The organism is Alcaligenes sp. RM2, from assembly GCF_052931795.1.
Genome location: NZ_JBRFIO010000002.1, coordinates 174,646 through 193,833 on the forward strand (window position 1 = coordinate 174,646; position 19,188 = coordinate 193,833).

Annotated in this window: 16 protein-coding genes and 1 tRNA gene; 12 read left to right on the forward strand and 5 right to left on the reverse strand. The window is 56.8% G+C overall.

Going from position 1 to position 19,188, the window contains the following annotated elements; all coding sequences use genetic code 11:
• Window positions 1-77 precede the first annotated feature (77 nt).
• Together ACU6HM_RS07645 and ACU6HM_RS07650 are read right to left on the reverse strand one after the other, a co-directional pair.
• Window positions 78-1,292 (reverse strand): class I SAM-dependent methyltransferase, encoded by a 1,215-nt coding sequence (locus ACU6HM_RS07645; protein ID WP_446763606.1) that lies wholly within the window; start codon window positions 1,290-1,292, stop codon window positions 78-80.
• 4 nt (window positions 1,293-1,296) lie between these two features.
• Entirely contained in the window at window positions 1,297-1,518 is a 222-nt protein-coding gene (locus tag ACU6HM_RS07650; RefSeq protein WP_026484127.1) for a hypothetical protein, read from the reverse strand.
• Window positions 1,519-1,636: 118 nt separating this feature from the next.
• Between ACU6HM_RS07650 and ACU6HM_RS07655 the strand changes: the two genes are divergently transcribed.
• Complete coding sequence (locus ACU6HM_RS07655) at window positions 1,637-2,206, forward strand: class I SAM-dependent methyltransferase (RefSeq protein ID WP_009462587.1); 570 nt, start codon at window positions 1,637-1,639, stop codon at window positions 2,204-2,206.
• Between the two features lie 85 nt (window positions 2,207-2,291).
• On the opposite strand, the gene ACU6HM_RS07660 is transcribed toward ACU6HM_RS07655, so the two are convergent.
• A complete protein-coding gene (locus ACU6HM_RS07660; RefSeq protein WP_446763607.1) occupies window positions 2,292-3,074 on the reverse strand; it encodes a sulfite exporter TauE/SafE family protein in 783 nt (260 codons plus the stop codon).
• Window positions 3,075-3,212: 138 nt separating this feature from the next.
• Window positions 3,213-6,047, reverse strand: a complete 2,835-nt coding sequence (gene ppc, locus ACU6HM_RS07665; RefSeq protein WP_446763608.1) for a phosphoenolpyruvate carboxylase — start codon at window positions 6,045-6,047, stop codon at window positions 3,213-3,215.
• 163 nt (window positions 6,048-6,210) lie between these two features.
• Between ppc and ilvD the strand changes: the two genes are divergently transcribed.
• The 6 genes from ilvD to ACU6HM_RS07695 all read left to right on the forward strand — a co-directional run bounded on the left by ilvD (window position 6,211) and on the right by ACU6HM_RS07695 (window position 13,172).
• Entirely contained in the window at window positions 6,211-8,070 is a 1,860-nt protein-coding gene (gene ilvD, locus ACU6HM_RS07670; RefSeq protein ID WP_446763609.1) for a dihydroxy-acid dehydratase, read from the forward strand.
• Window positions 8,071-8,242: 172 nt separating this feature from the next.
• Window positions 8,243-8,728, forward strand: a complete 486-nt coding sequence (locus ACU6HM_RS07675) for a cupin domain-containing protein (RefSeq protein WP_009462584.1) — start codon at window positions 8,243-8,245, stop codon at window positions 8,726-8,728.
• A 152-nt stretch (window positions 8,729-8,880) separates the two neighbouring features.
• Window positions 8,881-9,903, forward strand: a complete 1,023-nt coding sequence (locus ACU6HM_RS07680; RefSeq protein ID WP_060186181.1) for a TRAP transporter substrate-binding protein — start codon at window positions 8,881-8,883, stop codon at window positions 9,901-9,903.
• Between the two features lie 18 nt (window positions 9,904-9,921).
• Window positions 9,922-10,434, forward strand: coding sequence for a TRAP transporter small permease (locus tag ACU6HM_RS07685; RefSeq protein WP_021447035.1), 513 nt, complete (start codon window positions 9,922-9,924; stop codon window positions 10,432-10,434).
• A complete protein-coding gene (locus ACU6HM_RS07690) occupies window positions 10,435-11,727 on the forward strand; it encodes a TRAP transporter large permease (RefSeq protein ID WP_446763610.1) in 1,293 nt (430 codons plus the stop codon).
• Complete coding sequence (locus ACU6HM_RS07695; RefSeq protein WP_446763611.1) at window positions 11,724-13,172, forward strand: amidase; 1,449 nt, start codon at window positions 11,724-11,726, stop codon at window positions 13,170-13,172. The genes ACU6HM_RS07690 and ACU6HM_RS07695 overlap by 4 nt, the downstream gene beginning before the upstream one ends.
• Before the next feature lie 83 nt (window positions 13,173-13,255).
• Here the strand turns inward: ACU6HM_RS07695 and ACU6HM_RS07700 are convergent, their stop codons facing one another.
• The gene (locus ACU6HM_RS07700) at window positions 13,256-13,984 is read right to left on the reverse strand and encodes a GntR family transcriptional regulator (protein ID WP_446763612.1); all 729 of its coding nucleotides are present in this window, start codon (window positions 13,982-13,984) and stop codon (window positions 13,256-13,258) included.
• Window positions 13,985-14,192: 208 nt separating this feature from the next.
• On the opposite strand from ACU6HM_RS07700, the gene nadE reads away from it, so the two are divergent.
• From nadE to ACU6HM_RS07725, 5 genes are all read left to right on the forward strand, one after another.
• Window positions 14,193-15,020, forward strand: coding sequence for an ammonia-dependent NAD(+) synthetase (nadE, locus tag ACU6HM_RS07705; RefSeq protein ID WP_446763613.1), 828 nt, complete (start codon window positions 14,193-14,195; stop codon window positions 15,018-15,020).
• A gap of 574 nt (window positions 15,021-15,594) precedes the next feature.
• Window positions 15,595-16,659, forward strand: coding sequence for an AI-2E family transporter (locus tag ACU6HM_RS07710; protein WP_021447032.1), 1,065 nt, complete (start codon window positions 15,595-15,597; stop codon window positions 16,657-16,659).
• A gap of 313 nt (window positions 16,660-16,972) precedes the next feature.
• A tRNA-Leu gene (locus tag ACU6HM_RS07715) sits at window positions 16,973-17,057 on the forward strand.
• Between the two features lie 134 nt (window positions 17,058-17,191).
• Complete coding sequence (locus tag ACU6HM_RS07720) at window positions 17,192-18,319, forward strand: site-specific integrase (protein ID WP_446763614.1); 1,128 nt, start codon at window positions 17,192-17,194, stop codon at window positions 18,317-18,319.
• 61 nt (window positions 18,320-18,380) lie between these two features.
• Window positions 18,381-19,007, forward strand: coding sequence for a hypothetical protein (locus tag ACU6HM_RS07725; protein ID WP_446763615.1), 627 nt, complete (start codon window positions 18,381-18,383; stop codon window positions 19,005-19,007).
• Window positions 19,008-19,188 lie beyond the last annotated feature (181 nt).

Here is a 19,188-nt window from a genome sequence, read left to right on the forward strand (position 1 = left end):
GTATATACCCTGCCGTTTGCTGATCTCTGCTTATGACTCTTGAGGGAAATGTCCTCAGGAAGTTCCCCAAGGCCGCTTTACAGACGTTCGCGTCGATCTCCGCTCATTGTGCCCAGCACTGGGGCTGAAATATCGCGCCCAATAATCAGCACTTTGAACAGTTCCCCCATTTCCGCTTCAGACAGCAGCTTGTTGGCGGCACTCATGGTCTGTGCCCATTGCTGTTGCACGGCGGGCGATGGGTCTTCCGGCGGGGACGCCAGGAAATTAGTGATGCCGCAATTCATCAGGAAGCGCGCCTGGCTGGTATAGCCCAGCACATCCAAACCGGCCTCCAGGGCGGCATCCGCCATGGCGGTGAAGTCCACGTGGGCGGTAATGTCCTGCAAGCCAGCCAGCACCAGCGGCTCGGCATGAGCAAAGTGGCGGAAGTGGCACATCAAGGTGCCTTTGTCACGTTGCGGGTGGTAGTACTCGCGCTGCGGAAAACCGTAGTCGATCAAAATGGCCGCGCCTTGCTTTAACCAGGTACCCATGCTGCGCACCCAGGCTTCGGCTTGCAGGTTGATCTCGGATAGGTAGAAGGGCTGCGCTTCCACGCGCTCGGCCACCAGCGAAGCCAGATGGTCGGGAGCCGGGCGGGTAGCCAGGTAGAAAGGTGCTGGCAGGCCTTGGGCTGTGCTGTCGTCTGCGGCAATAACGCCCACTTCCAGCACCTTGCCAGCCACATCAAACGTGAACAGGCTGGCAGGCATGGCATCCAGAACTTCATTAGCCACCACGCAACCCTTGAAGCTGTGCGGTGTGCTGTCCAGCCACTGCATTTGTGCTTGCAGGGGGGCCAGACGCTCTTGCTGACGCGCGCGCAAATCAGGCGATACTTCCAGAATTGAATACTGCGGCTCGATACCTTGCTTGCGCAATTCCGTAATCAGCGCTTCGGCCAAAGCGCCGCTACCCGCGCCAAACTCCAAAATGGACAGGGATTGGCTGCCTTCCAGTACTTCCATGACCTGACGGCTCAGGGTCTGAGCAAACAGGGGGGAGAGTTCGGGGGCCGTCGTAAAGTCGCCCGTTGGCTGATTGCTGCCAAACTTGGTGCTGCCGCCGGTGTAGTAGCCCAGATGGGGGGCGTACAGTGCATGGTGCATCCATTGGTCGAATGGCAGGAAACCGCCTTCATCGGCAATGCGGTCCAGCAAGTAATCGTTAACCTGTGCAACGTGTTTTTTCAGTTCCTCGGACAGGGGAGGCAAACCGTGTGGCAGGGCAGGGGCGGACAGTACGTTCATGGCGTCAGTTGGGCTTGTCGTTAGGTGTCTCGGAAGAAGCCGGGGCGGCGCTCTTGGCGCTGGCTTTCTTGGCCTGGGTCACTTGGTGCAGGGTGCGGATCATGCCCACCAGCATCCCGATCAGGATGGAGGTGACGGCGGCCAGGATGAAGTTGCCGTAGACAAACCATAAAGGTAGGCACAGAACGGCCATCAGCAATATGGGTTTTTGCAGCAGAACTTTCATACACCCTCAAAAAATAGCGTGGAATCGGGGCCAATTGTAGCCCAGGCCAGTGCTGTGCTTGAGCTTGCCCACTGCTGCGTTACCATGGGCGTTTTGTCTGCTTAGCAAAGGGGTAAGGATGAACGACAGGGGACAGGCCAGCGCCTGGTTACAGGCATGGGCCCATTTGATTCCGAATCCGGGCACGGTTCTGGATGTGGCCTGTGGTCGGGGGCGCAATGCCCGCTGGTTGGCCGAGCGCGGCAATACCGTGATCGGTGTAGACCGGGACCCGGAAGCGGTGGCAGCGACTTCGCCTTACGGGGAAATTATCCAGGCTGATATTGAAAATGGTCCCTGGCCTTTTGCCGGGCGCAAGTTCAATGCTCTGGTGGTGACCAAGTACTTGTGGCGCCCCTTGATGCCGACTTTGCTGGAGAGTCTGGAGCCAGGTGGGGTGCTGGTTTACGAAACCTTTGGGGTGGGCAACGAGCAATACAACACGCCGCGTAATCCGGACTTCCTGTTGCAGCCGGGGGAGCTGCTGCGCTGGTGTGCGGACCTGGATATCGTGGCGTATGAGCATGGTTTCCGGGCCGATCCGGACCATATTGTTCAGCGCATTGTCGCCGTGCGTCCGCGTGAGGGCGGCTCTTTCAGCGATTACCGTCTGAATCCGCAAGACGGTGGTGGCAGTATTTGCGAGTAAAGCATGTGCAGTTTTGAGCCAAGCGCGGCGCTTGGCTCAAAACCATGTATCCGGTGTTGCTTGAGCGCGTGTACAGAATCGCGGCTTAAAACAGATAGGTACGTGCCAGCATGGACAGGGCCACAACAGCGGTGAGGATGCTGAAACCCTGTTGCAAGCGCACAGAAGGAATATGAGGGGCTAGTTGTCGGCCTATCACCATGCCGCCCATGGCCGAGGCTACAAATACCCAGCCGCTAAGGGGAATCTCCGCCCCGTGTGCCAGACTCATGGCCGAAGCGCTCAGGGAGATCAGGGCGATCAGCATCAAGGATGTAGCCACAATGCTATGCATGGACAGGTCGCTGAAACGTTTCAAGGCAGGCACGATCAGAAAGCCGCCGCCCACGCCCAACATGCCTGAAAACAAACCCGCTACCGCACCAATTGAAGCCAAGGTGGCTGTGCCTGCTGGCGTCCAGCGCAGGCGGCCGGTTTCCGGGTTCAGGCAACAGGGTGTATGAGCATGTGCTGTTGCCGCCGGACGACGCAGCATTTTGGTGACGATCCACAGCATGATGGCGACAAACAGCGTTACCAGCACTTTTTCCGGCAAGGCGTGGCTGATGCGTACGCCCAAAGACGTGACCAAAGCGCCCGTGATAGCCATGAACATGGCAGCTCTATAGCGCACGATATGCTTGTACAGACCATCCAGCGCGCCGACCAGAGCGGCGGCGCCTACAGCCAGCAAGGCCACTGGCGTGGCCGCCGTCATGCTGTAACCCATGCCCAATACCAAAGCGGGCACGGCCAAAATACCGCCACCCGCGCCAGTCAGGCCCAGCGACAGGCCAGTCAGAATTCCCAGGATGATTGCAAGCGCCATAAGCCATATGGCGTGACCCCGGTAGGGATCACGCCTTTTTCAGAAAGCGTAGTAATGGCTTATTGTACGCTCTTAACTTCTTTTGGAAATTAGCTTATTTATAAAAGTAATTAATAGGTCAATTTCCATGGCTTGGAGTTAGCCCGAGTTACGCAGGCCAGCCGCAATACCGTTGATCGTCAGGTGAATGACGTGTTGCTTGTTCACACCGCTGCGTGTGGGCTTGTTGGCCTTTTCACCTTGACGGCGATGGCGGCGCAGCAGTTCCACCTGCAAGTGGTTCAGCGGGTCAATATAGGCAAAGCGTTCGGCCAGGGCATCTTGCAAAGCCTGATCGTGCGCCAGCAGTTCATGGCCGGTGATTTCACGGAACAGTCGGTGTGTCAGCTCGAACTCGTCACGGATTTGCGTGAAGATGGTCTCGCGCAGTTCCTCGTCCTCGACCAGACCGGCGTATTTCAGGCCGATATCCAGGTCAGTCTTGGCCAGCACCTGCTCCATATTGGACAGTAGCGTGCGGAAGAAGGCCCAGTCGCGCGCCATGGTTTGCAACTGAGCCAAGCGCTTGCTGCGGTTCAGGCCATCATTGGGCAGCCCCGATTCCAGATAGCGGTTCAAGGCCGTGCCCATGCCGTACCAGCCAGGAATAGGCAGACGGCATTGTGCCCAGGAGAAACTCCAGGGGATGGCGCGCAGGTCTTCAATGCTTTGCGTGGCCTTGCGCGAGGAAGGACGCGAGCCGATATTCAGGCCAGCAATTTCCTTGATAGGCGTGGACTGGAAGAAGTACTGATCAAAGTTCGGCGTACCGTAGACCAGTTGGCGATAGCTTTGATGAGCCTGCTCGGACATCCAGGCCATGGCGTCACCATACGCAGCCAGATGTTCGTCGTCATTGGACGAGCCTTTGCGTGAACCCAGGCTGGCTTCCAGCGTGGCAGCGACAAACAGCTCCAGATGCCAGCGGCCCACGTCCGCATCCTTGTAGCGGCCTTGAATCATCTCGCCTTGCTCGGTCAGACGAATCTGACCATTCACGGTGCCTGGAGGTTGCGCCAAAATAGCGTCGAAACTGGAACCACCGCCTCGGCCTACCGAACCGCCACGACCGTGGAACAGGCGCAAACGCACTTTGCGGCGCGAGAAAACCTGCGCAAATTCACGTTCGGCACGGTATAGCGTCCAGTTGGAGGTCAGGTAGCCACCGTCTTTATTACTGTCCGAATAACCCAGCATCACTTCCTGCACGCTGTCCTGAGCGTGACGCACGCGCTGGCGGATTTCAGGCATATCCAGCCATTCCTGCATGATTTGCGGGCCACGCTCCAAGTCAGGAATGGTCTCGAACAGCGGTACAACCATCAGACCTTGATGCTCCGGCTCGTTGGAGTTGGGCACGATCAGGCCGGTTTCTTGTTGCAGTACCAGCACTTCCAGCAAATCGCTGAGCGTTTCGGTGTGCGACACAATGGTTTGTTCCAGCGCACGGGCACCAAAGCGACGGCGGCATTCGGCGGCTTTGCGCAGAATGGACAGTTCTTTCTCGGTTTCTTCCGAGTAGCGATACCAGGGCGAAACCAGGGGGCGATGGTGGCGCAACTCCGAGCGCAGCAAAGTGATGCGGTCTTCTTCGGACAGTTGGCGGTAATTGACGGGTTCGTCCTTGTACAGCGTGCCTGCCACGCGGAACAGTTCGTCCAGTACGCGCTCGTGCACGTCCGAGCTTTGGCGCAGGTCCAAAGTGGCCAGATGGAAGCCAAAAACCTCCACAGCTTGAATCAATTCGTTCAAACGCAGGCCGGCAATGGCGCCGCCTTTGTTTTCAGCCAGGGAGTCGGCAATGATTTGCAGATCAGCCTTGAATTCTTGCGGGTTTGCGTAGGGTGGGGCGGCGTAAGTGGGGCGATCGGCCAGGTCGCGGCCCAGCAGGTTCTGCGCTGTGGCCGCCATACGGGCGTACAGATGAATAAAGCTGCGGCGATAAGGTTCGTCTACACGGTGTGGCGACGGGTCCTGGCTGCTGGCCGACAAGGCCGCCAGGTCTTTGCTGACACGGTTCAGTGCGTCGGATACGGAGATTTCTGTACCCAGCAAACGAATCTGCTCCAGATAGTGTTGCAGCGCGCGTGTCGACTGACGCAGCACCGCTTGTTCAACCGTTTCAGGGCCCACATTGGGGTTGCCATCGCGGTCACCGCCAATCCAGCTGCCCATGCGCAAAAAGGCGGGAAGGGAACGTGTTTTCTGATCCAGCAGGCTTTTTTTGCCCGGTTCCAGCAAACGGTCCAGATCGTGGTACAGCTGCGGAATGGTGGGCAGGAAGGTGGAGCCGTAATAGGCCAGGGCGTTATCGATCTCGTCCATCACCGTCAGCTTGTGATCGCGCAGCATGCGGGTTTGCCACAGCAGGGACACCAGACCGGTCAGCTTTTCCTGGGTGCGGGCTGATTGCGTGGCGCTGGCTTTGTGATCCAGGTCGTTCAATTCATCGGCAATGGCCATATGCACAGCCAGCGTACTTTGGCGCTGAACTTCGGTAGGGTGAGCCGTCAGCACCGGCATCACACAGGCTTCTTGCAGATAGCGGCGAATTTTCTTGGCGCTCAGACCCTGGTCCATCAAGGTCTGAATGGCGTGTTGCAGGCTGCCCAGCAGTTTCGCAGGATCTTGCTCTTCGCGGCGACGGTTTTGGTCGCGGTCCTCGGCAATATTGGACAGGTGCAAAAAGTAGGCAAAGGCACGGGCCACGGAACGGGCCTGCGCATCGTTCAGCTTGGGAATGTCTTTTTCCAGAATCCGTGCTTGCTGCGGATCGTGTTCACGTCTGAAACTGACAGCCGCCCGGCGCAGGGCTTCAATCAGCGTGAAGGTCGCCTTTCCTTCGCTATCACGAATCACCTCTCCCAGGGCCTTGCCCAGAAAGCGGATGTCCTGTCGAAGCAGGTTGGAAAGGTCAGGCACGGCCTGCGGCATAATATATCTCCTGTTAAATAAGGGGTTTTGCTGCAAAGGATTCTGGGTGCCAGATCGGTAGCCGCCCTACGGTAAGACGCCTTCCCGACCTTGACGCGCACAAAGCGCCTTGGGACGTTTATGATAGGTATCTTTACATAATTTTCCTGTTCAGAGAGTAGTCATGCCCCAATATCGCTCCCGTACCTCGACCCACGGTCGGAATATGGCCGGCGCGCGTGCCCTGTGGCGCGCCACCGGTATGAAAGACGAGGATTTCTCCAAACCGATCATTGCGGTGGTGAACTCCTTTACGCAATTCGTACCGGGTCACGTACACCTGAAAGACATGGGCCAGCTGGTTGCCCGTCAAATTGAAGCGGTCGGCGGTGTGGCAAAAGAGTTCAACACCATTGCGGTGGACGACGGTATTGCGATGGGCCACGGCGGCATGTTGTATTCCCTGCCTTCGCGCGAACTGATCGCCGACTCGGTGGAATACATGGTCAACGCTCACTGTGCCGACGCCATGGTGTGTATCTCCAACTGCGACAAGATCACCCCCGGCATGTTGATGGCCGCCATGCGCCTGAACATCCCTGTGGTGTTTGTGTCGGGCGGACCGATGGAAGCGGGCAAGGTCTACTCGCCAGACGGCAAGACCGTGGTGCAAAAGCTGGATCTGGTGGACGCCATGATTCAAGCCGCTGACCCTAACGTCACTGATGAACAGGCTGAAGCTGTTGAACGTAGCGCTTGCCCGACCTGTGGTTCCTGTTCGGGCATGTTTACCGCCAACTCCATGAACTGTCTGACCGAGGCGCTGGGCCTGTCCTTGCCCGGTAACGGCACCATTGTTGCCACCCACGCTCGTCGCCAAGGTTTGTTCGAGCGTGCTGGTAGCCTGATCGTGGATCTGGCCAAGCGCTACTACGAGCAAGACGACGAATCCGTCCTGCCACGCAACATCGCCACCTACCAGGCTTTTGAAAACGCCATGACCCTGGACGTGGCCATGGGCGGCTCCACCAACACCGTGCTGCACTTGCTGGCCGCAGCTCAGGAAGCCGGTGTGGAATTTACGATGGCCGATATCGACAAGATTTCGCGTCGCGTCCCTTGCCTATGTAAAGTGGCCCCTGCCACCCCCGAATTCCACATGGAAGACGTGCACCGCGCAGGTGGCATCATGGCTATTCTGGCCGAACTGGCCCGGGCCGACTTGCTGAACCTGGATGTGGGCAACGTACACAGTGGCACCTTGCGTGAAGCCATCAAGCGTTGGGACGTCAAGGGCGACAACGTCAAAGCCATTAGTGACTTCTTCCGTGCTTCCCCCGGCGGCATTCCGACCCAAGTGGCCTTCAGCCAGGAACGTTACTACCAGGAATTGGATACAGACCGCGCCAAGGGCTGTATTCGCGACAAGGCTAATGCTTATTCGCAAGACGGCGGCTTGGCCGTGTTGTACGGCAACCTGGCCATCAACGGTTGTATCGTGAAAACCGCTGGCGTGGATGAAAGCATTCTGACCTTCACCGGCACGGCGCGTGTTTATGAAAGCCAGGATGACTCCGTAGCCGCTATTCTGGATGGCGTGGTCAAGGCAGGTGATGTGGTCATCATTCGCTACGAAGGCCCCAAAGGCGGCCCAGGTATGCAGGAAATGCTGTACCCCACCTCCTATCTGAAATCCATGGGCCTGGGCAAAAGCTCGGCCTTGTTCACCGATGGTCGCTTCTCCGGCGGTTCGTCCGGTCTGGTGATTGGTCATGCGTCACCTGAAGCTGCCGAAGGTGGCAATATCGCCCTGGTGCAAGATGGCGACACCATCGAGATTGACATCCCCAACCGTCGTATTCACCTGGCTATCAGCGATGAAGAAATGGCCGCACGCCGTGCCGAAATGGAATCGCGTGGCTCCAAGGCCTGGAAGCCAGTGAACCGCGAGCGCGTTGTGTCGCAAGCACTGAAAGCCTATGCCGCGCTGGCAACATCGGCTGACCGTGGTGCCGTGCGTGATGTGTCGCAACTGGACCGCTAAGCACTAGTTCTGCTTGTAAAAACCCCACCTGCCTTGAAGCAGGTGGGGTTTTTTTATGCCTGGTAGAAACGTACCGGGTAAATACGAATATTCCAGTGCCATCGTCCTGATAGAATCCATTTCATGCAAAACGGGATCCCATTTTGTTAATTTGGTTTTTAAGGAGGAAGTGATGAGTGAAATAGATCCAATTACCTTGGCTCCGATTCTGAATCCGGGTGGCATCGGCGGCCCGCTGACGGCAGCTCACCGGGAAATGGCGGTCAAGCATCGGGATGATCTGGAGTGGGACAACCTGCGCTACGAAGGGCAGTTCACCAAGATGATGTTCCACCCCACGCAAGACGACCCCACCATTCCCAACGCCGGGGTCGTGAAGTATCTGAAGGGTTCCGGGCACCCTTTGCACAGCCATTACTTTGCCCAGATCTGGTACATCCTGGCGGGTAAGTTCGAGATCAATGGCGTGATCTACGGCGAGGGCACCATGGTGTTTCACCCGGACCCGCATTACGAGCACGCACTGACGACCCTGGAAGACGGCGAGATTCTGTACGTGCAGTACATGGGGCCGACCACCCGCCAGCCTGCGATTTATGAAGGCCGCTTCAATATGAAAACCCGCCGTTCCCTAGAGGAAGAGTCCAGAGCGGTGTAAGCAGTCCCGCTTTAACAGCGAGCTACAGGAAAGCTGCCCATGCCTTTGCGTATGGGCAGCATCAACAAGCAAAAAAAGCCCGATCAGGGCTGGCTTGAAACACAAATAAAACTGAACAGAAATTCAATACCACAGGATGCAGGGGGACGATCATGAAACGAATGACACGAGTGGGGATCGCGGTTCTGGCGATGCTGGGCGCACTGAGCGCATGTGGCAAGGGCGGTTCGGGCGATACGGCAAAGCATGAAAGCAAAGGCCCGCGAACATTACAGCTTGCCCACGTTTCGGTAGAGCAGAACGAAGATATGTACCACCACCTGGCAACGAATTTTGCCAAGCGAGTGGAGGATCAAACCAAGGGGGCCATCAAGGTCCAGGTGCTGGGCGGTGCTCAACTGGGTGGCGAGCGTGATGTGGCTGAAGGCATGCAGCTGGGCACGGTGGACATGAGCCTGCTGGCCAGTTTCACCTTGGGCACCTTCGAGAAAAAAGCGATGGTGTTTGACCTGCCTTACCTGTTCAAGGATTACCAGACCGCTTTCAAAACCCTGGACTCCAGTTTCACGGATCCGATTGAAGCAGATCTGGAAAAATCCGGCCTGAAAATTTTGGGCTGGGGGCATGGCGGTTTCCGGAATCTGTATAACTCCAAGCACGCAATCCGCAGTTTGTCGGACCTGAGCGGCATGAAAGTGCGTACGCCGGAAAGTCCTATTTATGTGGATACCTGGCAGGCGCTGGGCGTGAATGTCACCTCCATGGCGTATCCGGAACTGTTTACCGGCCTGCAGCAAAAAACCATTGATGGTGCAGAGAACCCCACGGCCTTGTTCTATACCAGTCGCTTTTACGAAGCGGCCCCTTATCTGTCCCGAACCGAGCACGTGTATGTGGCGATTCCTTTGGTGATTTCCGGGCGGGTCTGGGACACCTTATCGGCTGATGAAAAAGCCATCTTCCAGAAAGCGGCTAGTGAGGCGGTGCAGGAGCAACGTCAGTTCCTGATCCAGAGCGAAGCGCAGATCGAGAAGAAACTGATGGAGGCAGGCGTGTCCATTAATGCGGATGTGGATAAAGCGCAGTTCCGCAAAGCCGTCATGCCGATTTACGAAAAATACAAGACGGTGATTGATCCTGATCTGGTCACCCGTGCTGCGGCGCTTGCTCAATAATCCTGGCGGATAACCATCATGAAACACTCTTTGCTCGATTGGGCCGATAGAGTCAGTACCCGCCTGGATAGCTTATGCAGAACCTTGGGGGCGGCATTTCTGGGGCTGATTGTGCTGGCCGCATCAATACAGGTGGCCGGGCGCTATTTTATGGGTTACTCCCCACCGTGGATTGAGGAAATCACACGCTACAGCTTTATCTGGATGATCATGCTGGGAACGGCTGTGCTGGTTAAAAGCAATGGTCATGCCGTGATTGACCTGCTGGTGATGCGACTGAAAGGCAAAGCCCGCCAAGTGCATAGCGGCTTGGTTCAGATTGCGATTTTGACCTGCGCACTGGTCCTGCTGGTGCAGGGTTTGCAACTGATTGCCATCGTTTACCAACAGCTTAGTCCTGCCATGCGCATCTCCATGGCCTATGTGTACGCGGCCTTGCCGGTAGGCGGCGCCATCATTGCCGTGCAGTGTGTGAATGCCTTGCTGGACGGGTATCGGGATCAGCCCAGCCCAGCGGCGCAGGGGGTGTAAATGCAAGAAGCTCTCTTACTTTTTAGCTTGATGTTCACGCTGTTCATCGCGGGCATTCCTATCGCTTTTTCCTTATTGCTGTGCAGTGCGCTGTTTTTGCTGTTTACCGGCATGCGGCCACTGATTGTTGTGCCGCAGCGTGTGATGGCGGGGCTGGACTCCTTCCCCTTGCTGGCGGTGCCGCTCTTTATCCTGATGGGTAATTTGATGGAGAAGGCCGGGCTGTCCAAACGGCTGATCGACTTGATCGACATGATGGTCGGGCGCGTACACGGCGCACTGGGCTATGTGACGGTGATTGCTTGTGCCATGTTCGGGGCCTTGACCGGCTCGGCACCGGCTACGGTGGCGGCCATTGGCGCCATCATGATGCCCGCGATGATCGCCCAAAGATACCCCGCTTCTTTGGCGACAGGGATTACAGCTTCATCGGGTGCCTTGGGCAATATTATTCCGCCCAGCATTGCCTTGATTCTGTATGGCGCAACCGTCAACGTTTCTATCCCCAAGCTGTTTGTAGCCAATATCCTGCCCGGCTTGTTGATGGCTCTGGCTTTCATGCTGACCCATATGCTGCTGACCAGAAAGCTGAAAGTGCCTAAAACCGCAACGCGTTCCTATACCTCGCAAGAGATGGTCATGGTGGCTTTGAAGGCGATTCCGTCCTTGCTGATGCCTGTTGTGATTCTGGGCGGCATCTATGGTGGTGTGTTCACGCCTACCGAAGCCGCCGCCGTGGGTGTGGTATTCAGCTTGGTGTTGGGCGTGTGCTACCGCCAGTTCACCGTAGGTACTCTGTGGCAGGTCATGAAAAGCTCGGTGGAAACCTCTTCCATGGTGGGCATTATTCTGGGTGCAGCCGGTATTTTTGGCTGGATTCTGGCCTCGGCGCGTATCCCCATGCTGATGGTGGCGGAACTGACGCCTTTGCTTGATACACAGTTCCTGTACCTGGCTTTGTTGGTGGTGTTTTTGCTGCTGGTTGGTTGCGTGATGGATGCTGCAGCCAGCATCGTGATCCTGGCACCGATTCTGGTTCCTATCGGCATTGCCTTGGGTGTGGATCCTATCCATTTGGGTGTGGTGTTCTGCGTCAATCTGGTGGTGGGTTTCTTTACCCCTCCCTTTGGCCTGAATCTGTTCACGACGGTCTCCGTGTCTGGCCAGCCTTACGAGGTGGTGGTGAGAGGGGTCATGCCCTTTGTCATTGCAGCCATCATCGTTCTGTTCATCCTGGCTTATGTGCCTGAGATCTCCCTGGTGCTGGTTCGTTTGATGGAGGCGTCAGCATGATGCGCAGTTCCCACAAGGATGAGCCAATCGCCAAATCTGAGAGCGCCGTGGACATGAAGTCTCCCACTTCTATGGATCTGATTTATGCCAGTGCGGATGAACTGCAGCGCTTGTATCAAAGCAAAGTGGTGTCTCCTGTAGATGTGGCGCGGGCTACGCTGGATGCGGTAGATCGCTGGAATCCCATTGTGAATGCCTACTGTTATTTGGACCGTGCCTTGACCTTGCAAGAGGCTGCCGAATCAGAGGCTCGCTGGATGGCAGGTGCGGCACGTGGTCCTTTGGATGGCATTCCGTACGGAGTTAAAGACTTGCTTCTGGTGCGTGGCTTGCCGACTGGCTATGGTTCAAGTGCAGCAAAGATGGCGGACGCTGCCCAGGATGACGCGCCTTCGGTGGCGCGGATGCGTGAGGCCGGGGCGGTACTGATCGGCAAAACGACGACCTCGGAGTTTGGCTGGAAGGGAACGGCGGACAGTCCCCTAACGGGAGTCACCCGTAATATCTGGGACTTCAGTCTGACCAGCGGAGGCAGCAGCGGAGGTGCGGCCACGGCGCTGGCAGCGGGGATGGGGACGCTGCAAATCGGTACGGATGGCGGCGGATCCACCCGGATTCCCGCCAGTTTTTGCGGCATCACCGGCATGAAAGCTACCTTTGGGGGCGTACCTGCCTGGCCTGCCGGCCCGATGCTGACCTTATCCAATGTCGGTCCCATGGCCCGATCCGTGGCGGACCTGAAAGGCTTGCTGAGCGTCATGATGCAAGCCGACCCACGCGACTGGAACTCGGTACCTTTGCCGCGTCATGTGCGAGCTCCCGTTCGTACCTTGCAGGGCCTGCGTATCGGTTTGCATCTGGATGAGCAGTGCAGCCCCGAGGTCAGGGGCATCATCCAGGCGGCGGCTGACAAGCTGCAAGAGCAGGGGGCGCATATTGTGCCTACCGAGCTACCCCTGGCCGGTGCAAAAGAGCTGATTACAGCGCATTGGGAAGCTGGTACGGCCTGGTTGGTGAATCAAGTCTCTGCGGCACAGCGTCCTTTAGTGGACGAAGGTCTGCGCCAGGTTGCCAGTAAGGGCGAGAAGAACAGCTTGCCGGACTATTACCAAGCCCTGATTGGCCGACAAAAGCTGGGTGAAGCCATGCTTAGACACTTTGCGCAGTTTGATCTGGTCCTGACGCCTACCGTTCCGATATTGCCGTTTGAGGCGGGCCGGGAAGCGCCGTCTGACGCCGCTTCGCAGAATTGGCTGGATTGGAATCCCTATACCTATCCCTTCAATTTGACGCGGCAGCCTGCCATTTCCTTGCCTGTCGGAATCAGCGCCTCTGGCTTGCCCGTGGGGCTGCAACTGGTGGGGGGGCTGTATCAGGATGAATGGCTGGTGGATGTTGCCCAACTGGTAGAGGATTGCCTGCAGGTACGCAGGCCGCGGTTTTAACAGTCGGGTGGTTTGTCCGGGGGATCGCAAACCACCTTGATTGTGCGGTGCCACCTCTCCTTGCGGGTGGCACTGTTTTTTATTTAGCGCTCTGGCAACCAGTCCAGGACCAGATTCATGGTCTTGGCAACGTGTTCCGTCATGGCTTCTCGAGCGGCGGTGCCATTGCGATCAGCCAGCGCGGCGATGATAGCCTCATGCTCCAGAATATTTTCTTCCATCAAACGCGGCGGCATTTTCGAGGCAAAACTTAAAGCGCTGGAGACGCTGTCGTTTTGCAGCTCCTGAATCAGCTCGTGCAGGCGCTCGTTGTGACTGGTGATCGTAATCAGGTCATGAAAAGAGCGGTTGTGTTGCAACCATTCTGACCCCTCCTCGCTGCGCACACGCGTTCGCAAGGTGCGGGCATAGTCGGACTGATGCTGCATCAAGATCTCCAGATCCGAGTCCTTGATCCAGTCCACCGCCAGTTGCGCTGCCAAGCCTTCCAGTTCGGCCCGAATCTGAAATGCCTCGCGGATTGATTTGGCAGAAGGAATAGCCACAATCGTGCGGCCGGTCTTGGTCAACGAGGTCACGCGGCGTGCCTCCAGAAAACGCAGGGCTTCCCGAACAGGGGTGCGGCTGGTCTGAAACTCCTCCGCAAGCTCGTATTGACTTAGCGAGTCGCCGGGCCGGTAGTGGCCGGACTGAATACGTCTCAGGATTTCGTCTGCGATTTCAGTTGAGGATCTCATGGGATACGTATGGTGAGCTTGCTGCCAGCCGGGCGCGTAGGCACGCTCAATGTCGCGCAAGACACCGGATGGCATGGGCTGGTTTTATTGTGCCCGAGCTATAGCAAAGGGGCTTGTCTCAGTAAGGGCGATTTGCTTTTCTTGACTGAAGATTATATACAGAATCCATTTTTAATGAATAAGGATCCCAATTTTTTAAAAACCCCTGATAAGGCGGTATGGCACAGCTCTCCCAGTCCTTTACAATCGAACTATTGTTCACTTTGTGTAGAGAGCCTGCGCCATGACTGATGATCAACGCGCTTTGCAAGCCAGTATCCGTGCGGAATTGGGGATCACGGATCATTTCGATGCTCAGGAAGAAATCGAACGTCGCGTCCGCTTTCTAAGTGACTATCTGCTGCGTACCGGCTGCCGCAGCCTGGTCCTGGGGATCAGCGGGGGCGTGGACTCCCTGGCAGCAGGGTGTCTGTCTCAGCGAGCCGTAGAGCAGGCACGTCAGCAAGGCCATCAAGCGCAATTCATCGCCGTGCGTTTGCCTTACGGTGAGCAGGCTGACGAGAAAGACGCCCAAGGTGGTTTGAATGTTATCAATCCCGATCAGACCTTGGTCGTGAATGTGAAGCCCGCATCGGATGCCATGCTGGAGCAACTGCTGGCCTCCGGCCTGAAGTTCCGCGACGCGGCACAACAGGATTTTCTGATGGGCAACATTAAAGCCCGTCAACGTATGGTGGCGCAGTACGCGATTGCCGGTGCGAACGGTGGTTTGGTGGTTGGTACAGACCACGCCGCTGAAGCCCTGATGGGTTTTTTCACCAAGTTTGGTGACGGCGCTGCTGACATTACGCCTTTGGCTGGCTTGAACAAACGCCGTGTGCGTGCCTTGGCGAGTGCGATGGGCGCTGCTGACGCCTTGGTGTTCAAAGTCCCCACTGCCGATCTGGAAAGTCTTAGCCCCTTGAAACCGGATGAAGACGCCTTTGGTGTCAGCTACGACCAGATTGATGATTTTCTGGAAGGTAAGGTGATTGATGATGAAGCCACGCAGATCATCATCAAAACCTTCCGTGCTTCGGCGCATAAACGTGCATTGCCGGTGGCGCCCTGAGCATGGCTTGAGGGGATAAAGACAGCCACAGTCAGCAGGGCTTTGTCTAAAGACGCCCCTGAATATAGAGAAACACCCTGAGGCAACCAGCCTAAGGGCGTTTTTTATTGCTCACAAAAAAAAGAAGTCGGGAGCTCTGCAAGAGCAGACTGAAGGCACCAGCACCAGCACCAGCACCAGCACGTGATGCCTGTTGCAGCTCTCAAGCGACTGTGGATCACGAGACTTGAACCCCTGTTGTAGATTTCAAGCTTTCGTTTGCAGCGTTTAAGCTGCTTCACAGCAGCAGGAGTAGACTTGGCAAGGCGCGATGTGAGGCGCAGTTCATTGAGGATCAGATCCGAGTTATCTCTATCGAACCGCCCCAGTCCTGATGCTGCTATCCAGCCCGCCATGATGAGTCTTGACCCTATGCAGATCGCGGGTGCCGCTTAGAGCTTGCTTCCACCTTAAAAAGTGTTATCAGCTTGTTGTAAGAAACGGGTATTCCTCGGGCTGTGATCATGCTATCGTCAAAAAACTTTCGGGCACCGACCCATGCCCAGACCAATAGACAAGAGGGTCTCCACCGTTTATGCAACCCGTCTTACCCGCATTCCTTATCGCTCGCTGGCTATTGCTGCTCTTGCTGGCCGCAGGCGTCTACTTTTTAAAGGGATTTCTGGTCCCTGTTCTGGCCGCGCTGATCATAGGCCTGGCCGGTTGGCCCTTATATAAACGGCTGGTCGTACGCTGCAATGGCCGCACCGCACTGGCGGCTACATTGGCCTTGCTGGTCGTCATCGTGGTCCTGGTCGTGCCCTTGTCCCTGGCCTTGTCCTTTGCGATCCAGGAAGCCAGCAGCTTCATTACCTGGGCGCTGGCCGCCAACCGCTACGGCACTCCTACTCCGGAATGGATCAAAGCCATGCCCCTGATGGGCGAGCGCTTGACCGAGTACTGGCAAGTCTATTTAGGCGAGCCCCACGCGCTGGGCGAGCTGGTCGAGATGGTTAGTGGCCAGCATCTGGGCAATATCTATCGCATGGTGCTGTCCGCTACCGGCAACGTGTTTCACCTGCTGCTGACCGTGCTGTTCATGCTGATCACGCTGTTCTTCATCTTTAAAGATGGCGACAGGCTGCTGGTGCAATTGGATATTGTTGGTGAGCGCATCCTGCCAGGCCGCTGGCAGCGCTTTTCTCGTGTTGTGCCTGCTACTGTTAACTCCACTGTCACCGGGATGGGCTTGATCGCCTTGGGTGAGGGTGTGGTTTTGGGTATTGCCTATTGGATTGCTGGTGTTCCATCGCCCGTACTCTTGGGTGTGATCACCGGCTTTATGGCGTTGATCCCCGGCGGTGCTCCCCTGTCATTCACAATGGTGTCCTTGTATTTAATAGGCTCTGGTCACCTGGTGGCTGGCGTGAGCTTGTTCCTGTGGGGCGCTATCGAGCTGTTCATTGTCGACAAAACACTGCGACCACGCCTGGTGGGTGGCCCGGTAAAATTGCCGTTCTTGCCGACTTTCTTTGGTTTGGTTGGCGGTGTGCAAACAATGGGCATCGTGGGCTTGTTCATCGGCCCGGTCCTGATGGCTTTGTTGGTCGCGATCTGGAGAGAGTGGATTCGTAACGGGCAGGCTGTGGCAGGGGACTAGGGGCTCCATACTCAGAACCGAAAAATTGAGCAGGCCAGGACGGTGTACCTGGCCTGTTTTTTTATTTGGAATCCAGGTTTGAGTATGGCCAAAAGTGGTGTGGGTTCCTGCCTGCCTAGAACCGTCCGTTAATGCTTAAGCAGTTGTGACAAAGCGGGCGGAAAACGGGGCTTCCGACGGATTTTAGGTGGGAATGTTTTCAGTGCCAGGCTAAATTTAAAAAAATTGCTGTGGCACTTGCCAAAACCCTCAGGAATCTGCGTATAATAACAATCTTTCCTTCCAAGCCTGGATTCCCAGGTTGCCATACCTAGCCCGGGTGGTGAAATTGGTAGACGCAGGGGACTCAAAATCCCCCGCCGCAAGGCGTGCCGGTTCGATTCCGGCCCCGGGCACCATCCCCAAATCTTCTGGTAATTCAAGCCATTAGAAGATTTCTCAGTACAAGCCCCGCACCGGGGGATTTTCCTAAAATTGTGGTCAGGTACAGTTTCGGTACAGTGATGCGGCGCTAGCCCCATACGGAGTACTCATGGCTACGATCGTTAAGACTTCCTCGGGCACTTGGAAAGCCCTCATCCGCAAGACAGGCTGGCCGGCCACGGCCAAGACGTTCCGCACCAAGCGCGACGCCGAAGACTGGGCGCGCCGTACCGAAGACGAAATGGTACGCGGCGTATACATCCAGCGAGCGCCCGCCGAGCGCATGACCGTTGAAGCGGCCTTAGCCCGCTACCTCAAGGAAGTCACGCCCACCAAGCGGGAATCGACCCAAGCCGGCGAACACAAGAAGGCGCAAGTCATCATCCGCCATCTTGGCAAGTACTCGCTGGCCGCCCTGAACGCCGAGATCGTGGCGCAGTTCCGTGACATGCGACTAGCCGGCGACCCGGACAAAAATGGCAAGCAACGGCCTCGCAGTAACAACACGGTACGCTTGGAACTGGCGCTGCTGGGCCACCTGTTCACCGTCGCGATCAAGGAATGGGGCATTGGCCTACCTTTCAATCCAGTGTCCAACATTCGCCGCCCGGCCCCTGGGTCTGGCCGCAACCGGCGCTTGACTCCCGAAGAACAGACCCGCCTGCTGCAAGCCGTCGATAAGCACTCGAACTCGATGTTCGGATGGATCGTCCGCATTGCCGTCCAGACCGGCATGCGGCTATCTGAAATTGCCACGCTGCGCATTCGGCAAGTGGACATCGAGCGGCGCGTCGTCCGGCTGGAACATACCAAGAACTCTTCGCCTCGCACCGTCCCACTGACTGCCGAGGCAACGCGCGTGTTCACCGAGGCGCTGACCAACCCCTTACGACCTGCCGAAACCGAACTGGTGTTCTTCGGCGAACCCGGCCGGGACGGCATACGACGCCCCTACCTGTTCGACAAAGCATGGACCGATGCCAAGCGAGCAGCGGGCCTTGAAGACTTCCGCTTTCACGACTTGCGACACGAGGCTGTCAGCCGGTTCGTGGAAGCCGGCTTGAGCGATCAGGAGGTGTCGGCCATCAGCGGCCACAAGTCGATGCAGATGCTCAAGCGCTATACGCACCTGCGGGCCGAAGACCTGGTGCAGAAGCTGGACCGCCTCGTGCGTCGCGCGCCGTCCACTTCTAAACAACGGAGTGAGACCGACTCCCAAACAGAGAACATCGCATAATCGCTCCATCGCGTTGCCATAATGAATAACTGATTGCCTTAACCTACGGAGGAAGCTAGTTTTGCATACCGCTATCAAGATCGTCGCCATCAGCAGCCTTGCCCTTACCCTTGCCGCGTGCGGCAGCGCCAAAGACGCCAACAAGAGCAACTTCAGTAAGGCCATACAGGCATACCTGGACACTCAAAATGGCCTATGCGCTGCGATTCCTGCTAAGGGCTTGCCGTTCACCCTGGCAAATCAAGACATGCTGGGCGGTCAGAGCAAGAAGCGCGCCGACGCGCTGGTCGATGCCGGGCTGCTGACGAAGCGAGACACCGAAGTCAAAGCCATGTTTGGCAACAAGATGGAGCCGGCCACCGAGTACCAAATCACTGACACCGGCAAGAAATTCCTCGTCGCCAATGGTGCCAATACGATGGCTGGACAAGATGCCTTTTGCACCGGCAAGTACACCGTTGTGGAAGTGAGCAACTTCACTGAACCCAGCGACATGATGGGCGTAAAGGTGTCGCAGGTGAACTACCGCTACAAGGTAGAAGGTGCAGATGACTGGGCCAAATCGGAAAGCATGCGTGCCAATTACAAGAATTTTGCGGAACAGACTCAGGGAGATATACAGGGTAAGGCGGCTGTCATTCTGACCAACGATGGATGGATGCACGAGCGCCTGTTCAAGCGCGGATAAACAACCCTGAGTCAGTTCTAAAACGAAAGGCCTTTCACCTATGAGTGAAGGGCCTTTTCTTTGGTTCTACGCCGATCTGCGGGGTGGTTGGGAGTCGCAGAACGACCGGAGCAGTCGCTGGCTTCACCTCTGTATATGTCGGCGGCGCGGCAGTCTGCCGGACGTGTGCGTCACGTCATCG

Excerpts from the sequence above, each read along its gene's own strand:
- ACU6HM_RS07645 (WP_446763606.1), bottom strand. The coding sequence starts at position 1,292 with ATGAACGTACTGTCCGCCCCTGCCCTGCCACACGGTTTGCCTCCCCTG.
- ACU6HM_RS07650 (WP_026484127.1), bottom strand. The coding sequence starts at position 1,518 with ATGAAAGTTCTGCTGCAAAAACCCATATTGCTGATGGCCGTTCTGTGC.
- ACU6HM_RS07655 (WP_009462587.1), top strand. The coding sequence starts at position 1,637 with ATGAACGACAGGGGACAGGCCAGCGCCTGGTTACAGGCATGGGCCCAT.
- ACU6HM_RS07660 (WP_446763607.1), bottom strand. The coding sequence starts at position 3,074 with ATGGCGCTTGCAATCATCCTGGGAATTCTGACTGGCCTGTCGCTGGGC.
- ppc (WP_446763608.1), bottom strand. The coding sequence starts at position 6,047 with ATGCCGCAGGCCGTGCCTGACCTTTCCAACCTGCTTCGACAGGACATC.
- ilvD (WP_446763609.1), top strand. The coding sequence starts at position 6,211 with ATGCCCCAATATCGCTCCCGTACCTCGACCCACGGTCGGAATATGGCC.
- ACU6HM_RS07675 (WP_009462584.1), top strand. The coding sequence starts at position 8,243 with ATGAGTGAAATAGATCCAATTACCTTGGCTCCGATTCTGAATCCGGGT.
- ACU6HM_RS07680 (WP_060186181.1), top strand. The coding sequence starts at position 8,881 with ATGAAACGAATGACACGAGTGGGGATCGCGGTTCTGGCGATGCTGGGC.
- ACU6HM_RS07685 (WP_021447035.1), top strand. The coding sequence starts at position 9,922 with ATGAAACACTCTTTGCTCGATTGGGCCGATAGAGTCAGTACCCGCCTG.
- ACU6HM_RS07690 (WP_446763610.1), top strand. The coding sequence starts at position 10,435 with ATGCAAGAAGCTCTCTTACTTTTTAGCTTGATGTTCACGCTGTTCATC.
- ACU6HM_RS07695 (WP_446763611.1), top strand. The coding sequence starts at position 11,724 with ATGATGCGCAGTTCCCACAAGGATGAGCCAATCGCCAAATCTGAGAGC.
- ACU6HM_RS07700 (WP_446763612.1), bottom strand. The coding sequence starts at position 13,984 with ATGCCATCCGGTGTCTTGCGCGACATTGAGCGTGCCTACGCGCCCGGC.
- nadE (WP_446763613.1), top strand. The coding sequence starts at position 14,193 with ATGACTGATGATCAACGCGCTTTGCAAGCCAGTATCCGTGCGGAATTG.
- ACU6HM_RS07710 (WP_021447032.1), top strand. The coding sequence starts at position 15,595 with ATGCAACCCGTCTTACCCGCATTCCTTATCGCTCGCTGGCTATTGCTG.
- ACU6HM_RS07720 (WP_446763614.1), top strand. The coding sequence starts at position 17,192 with ATGGCTACGATCGTTAAGACTTCCTCGGGCACTTGGAAAGCCCTCATC.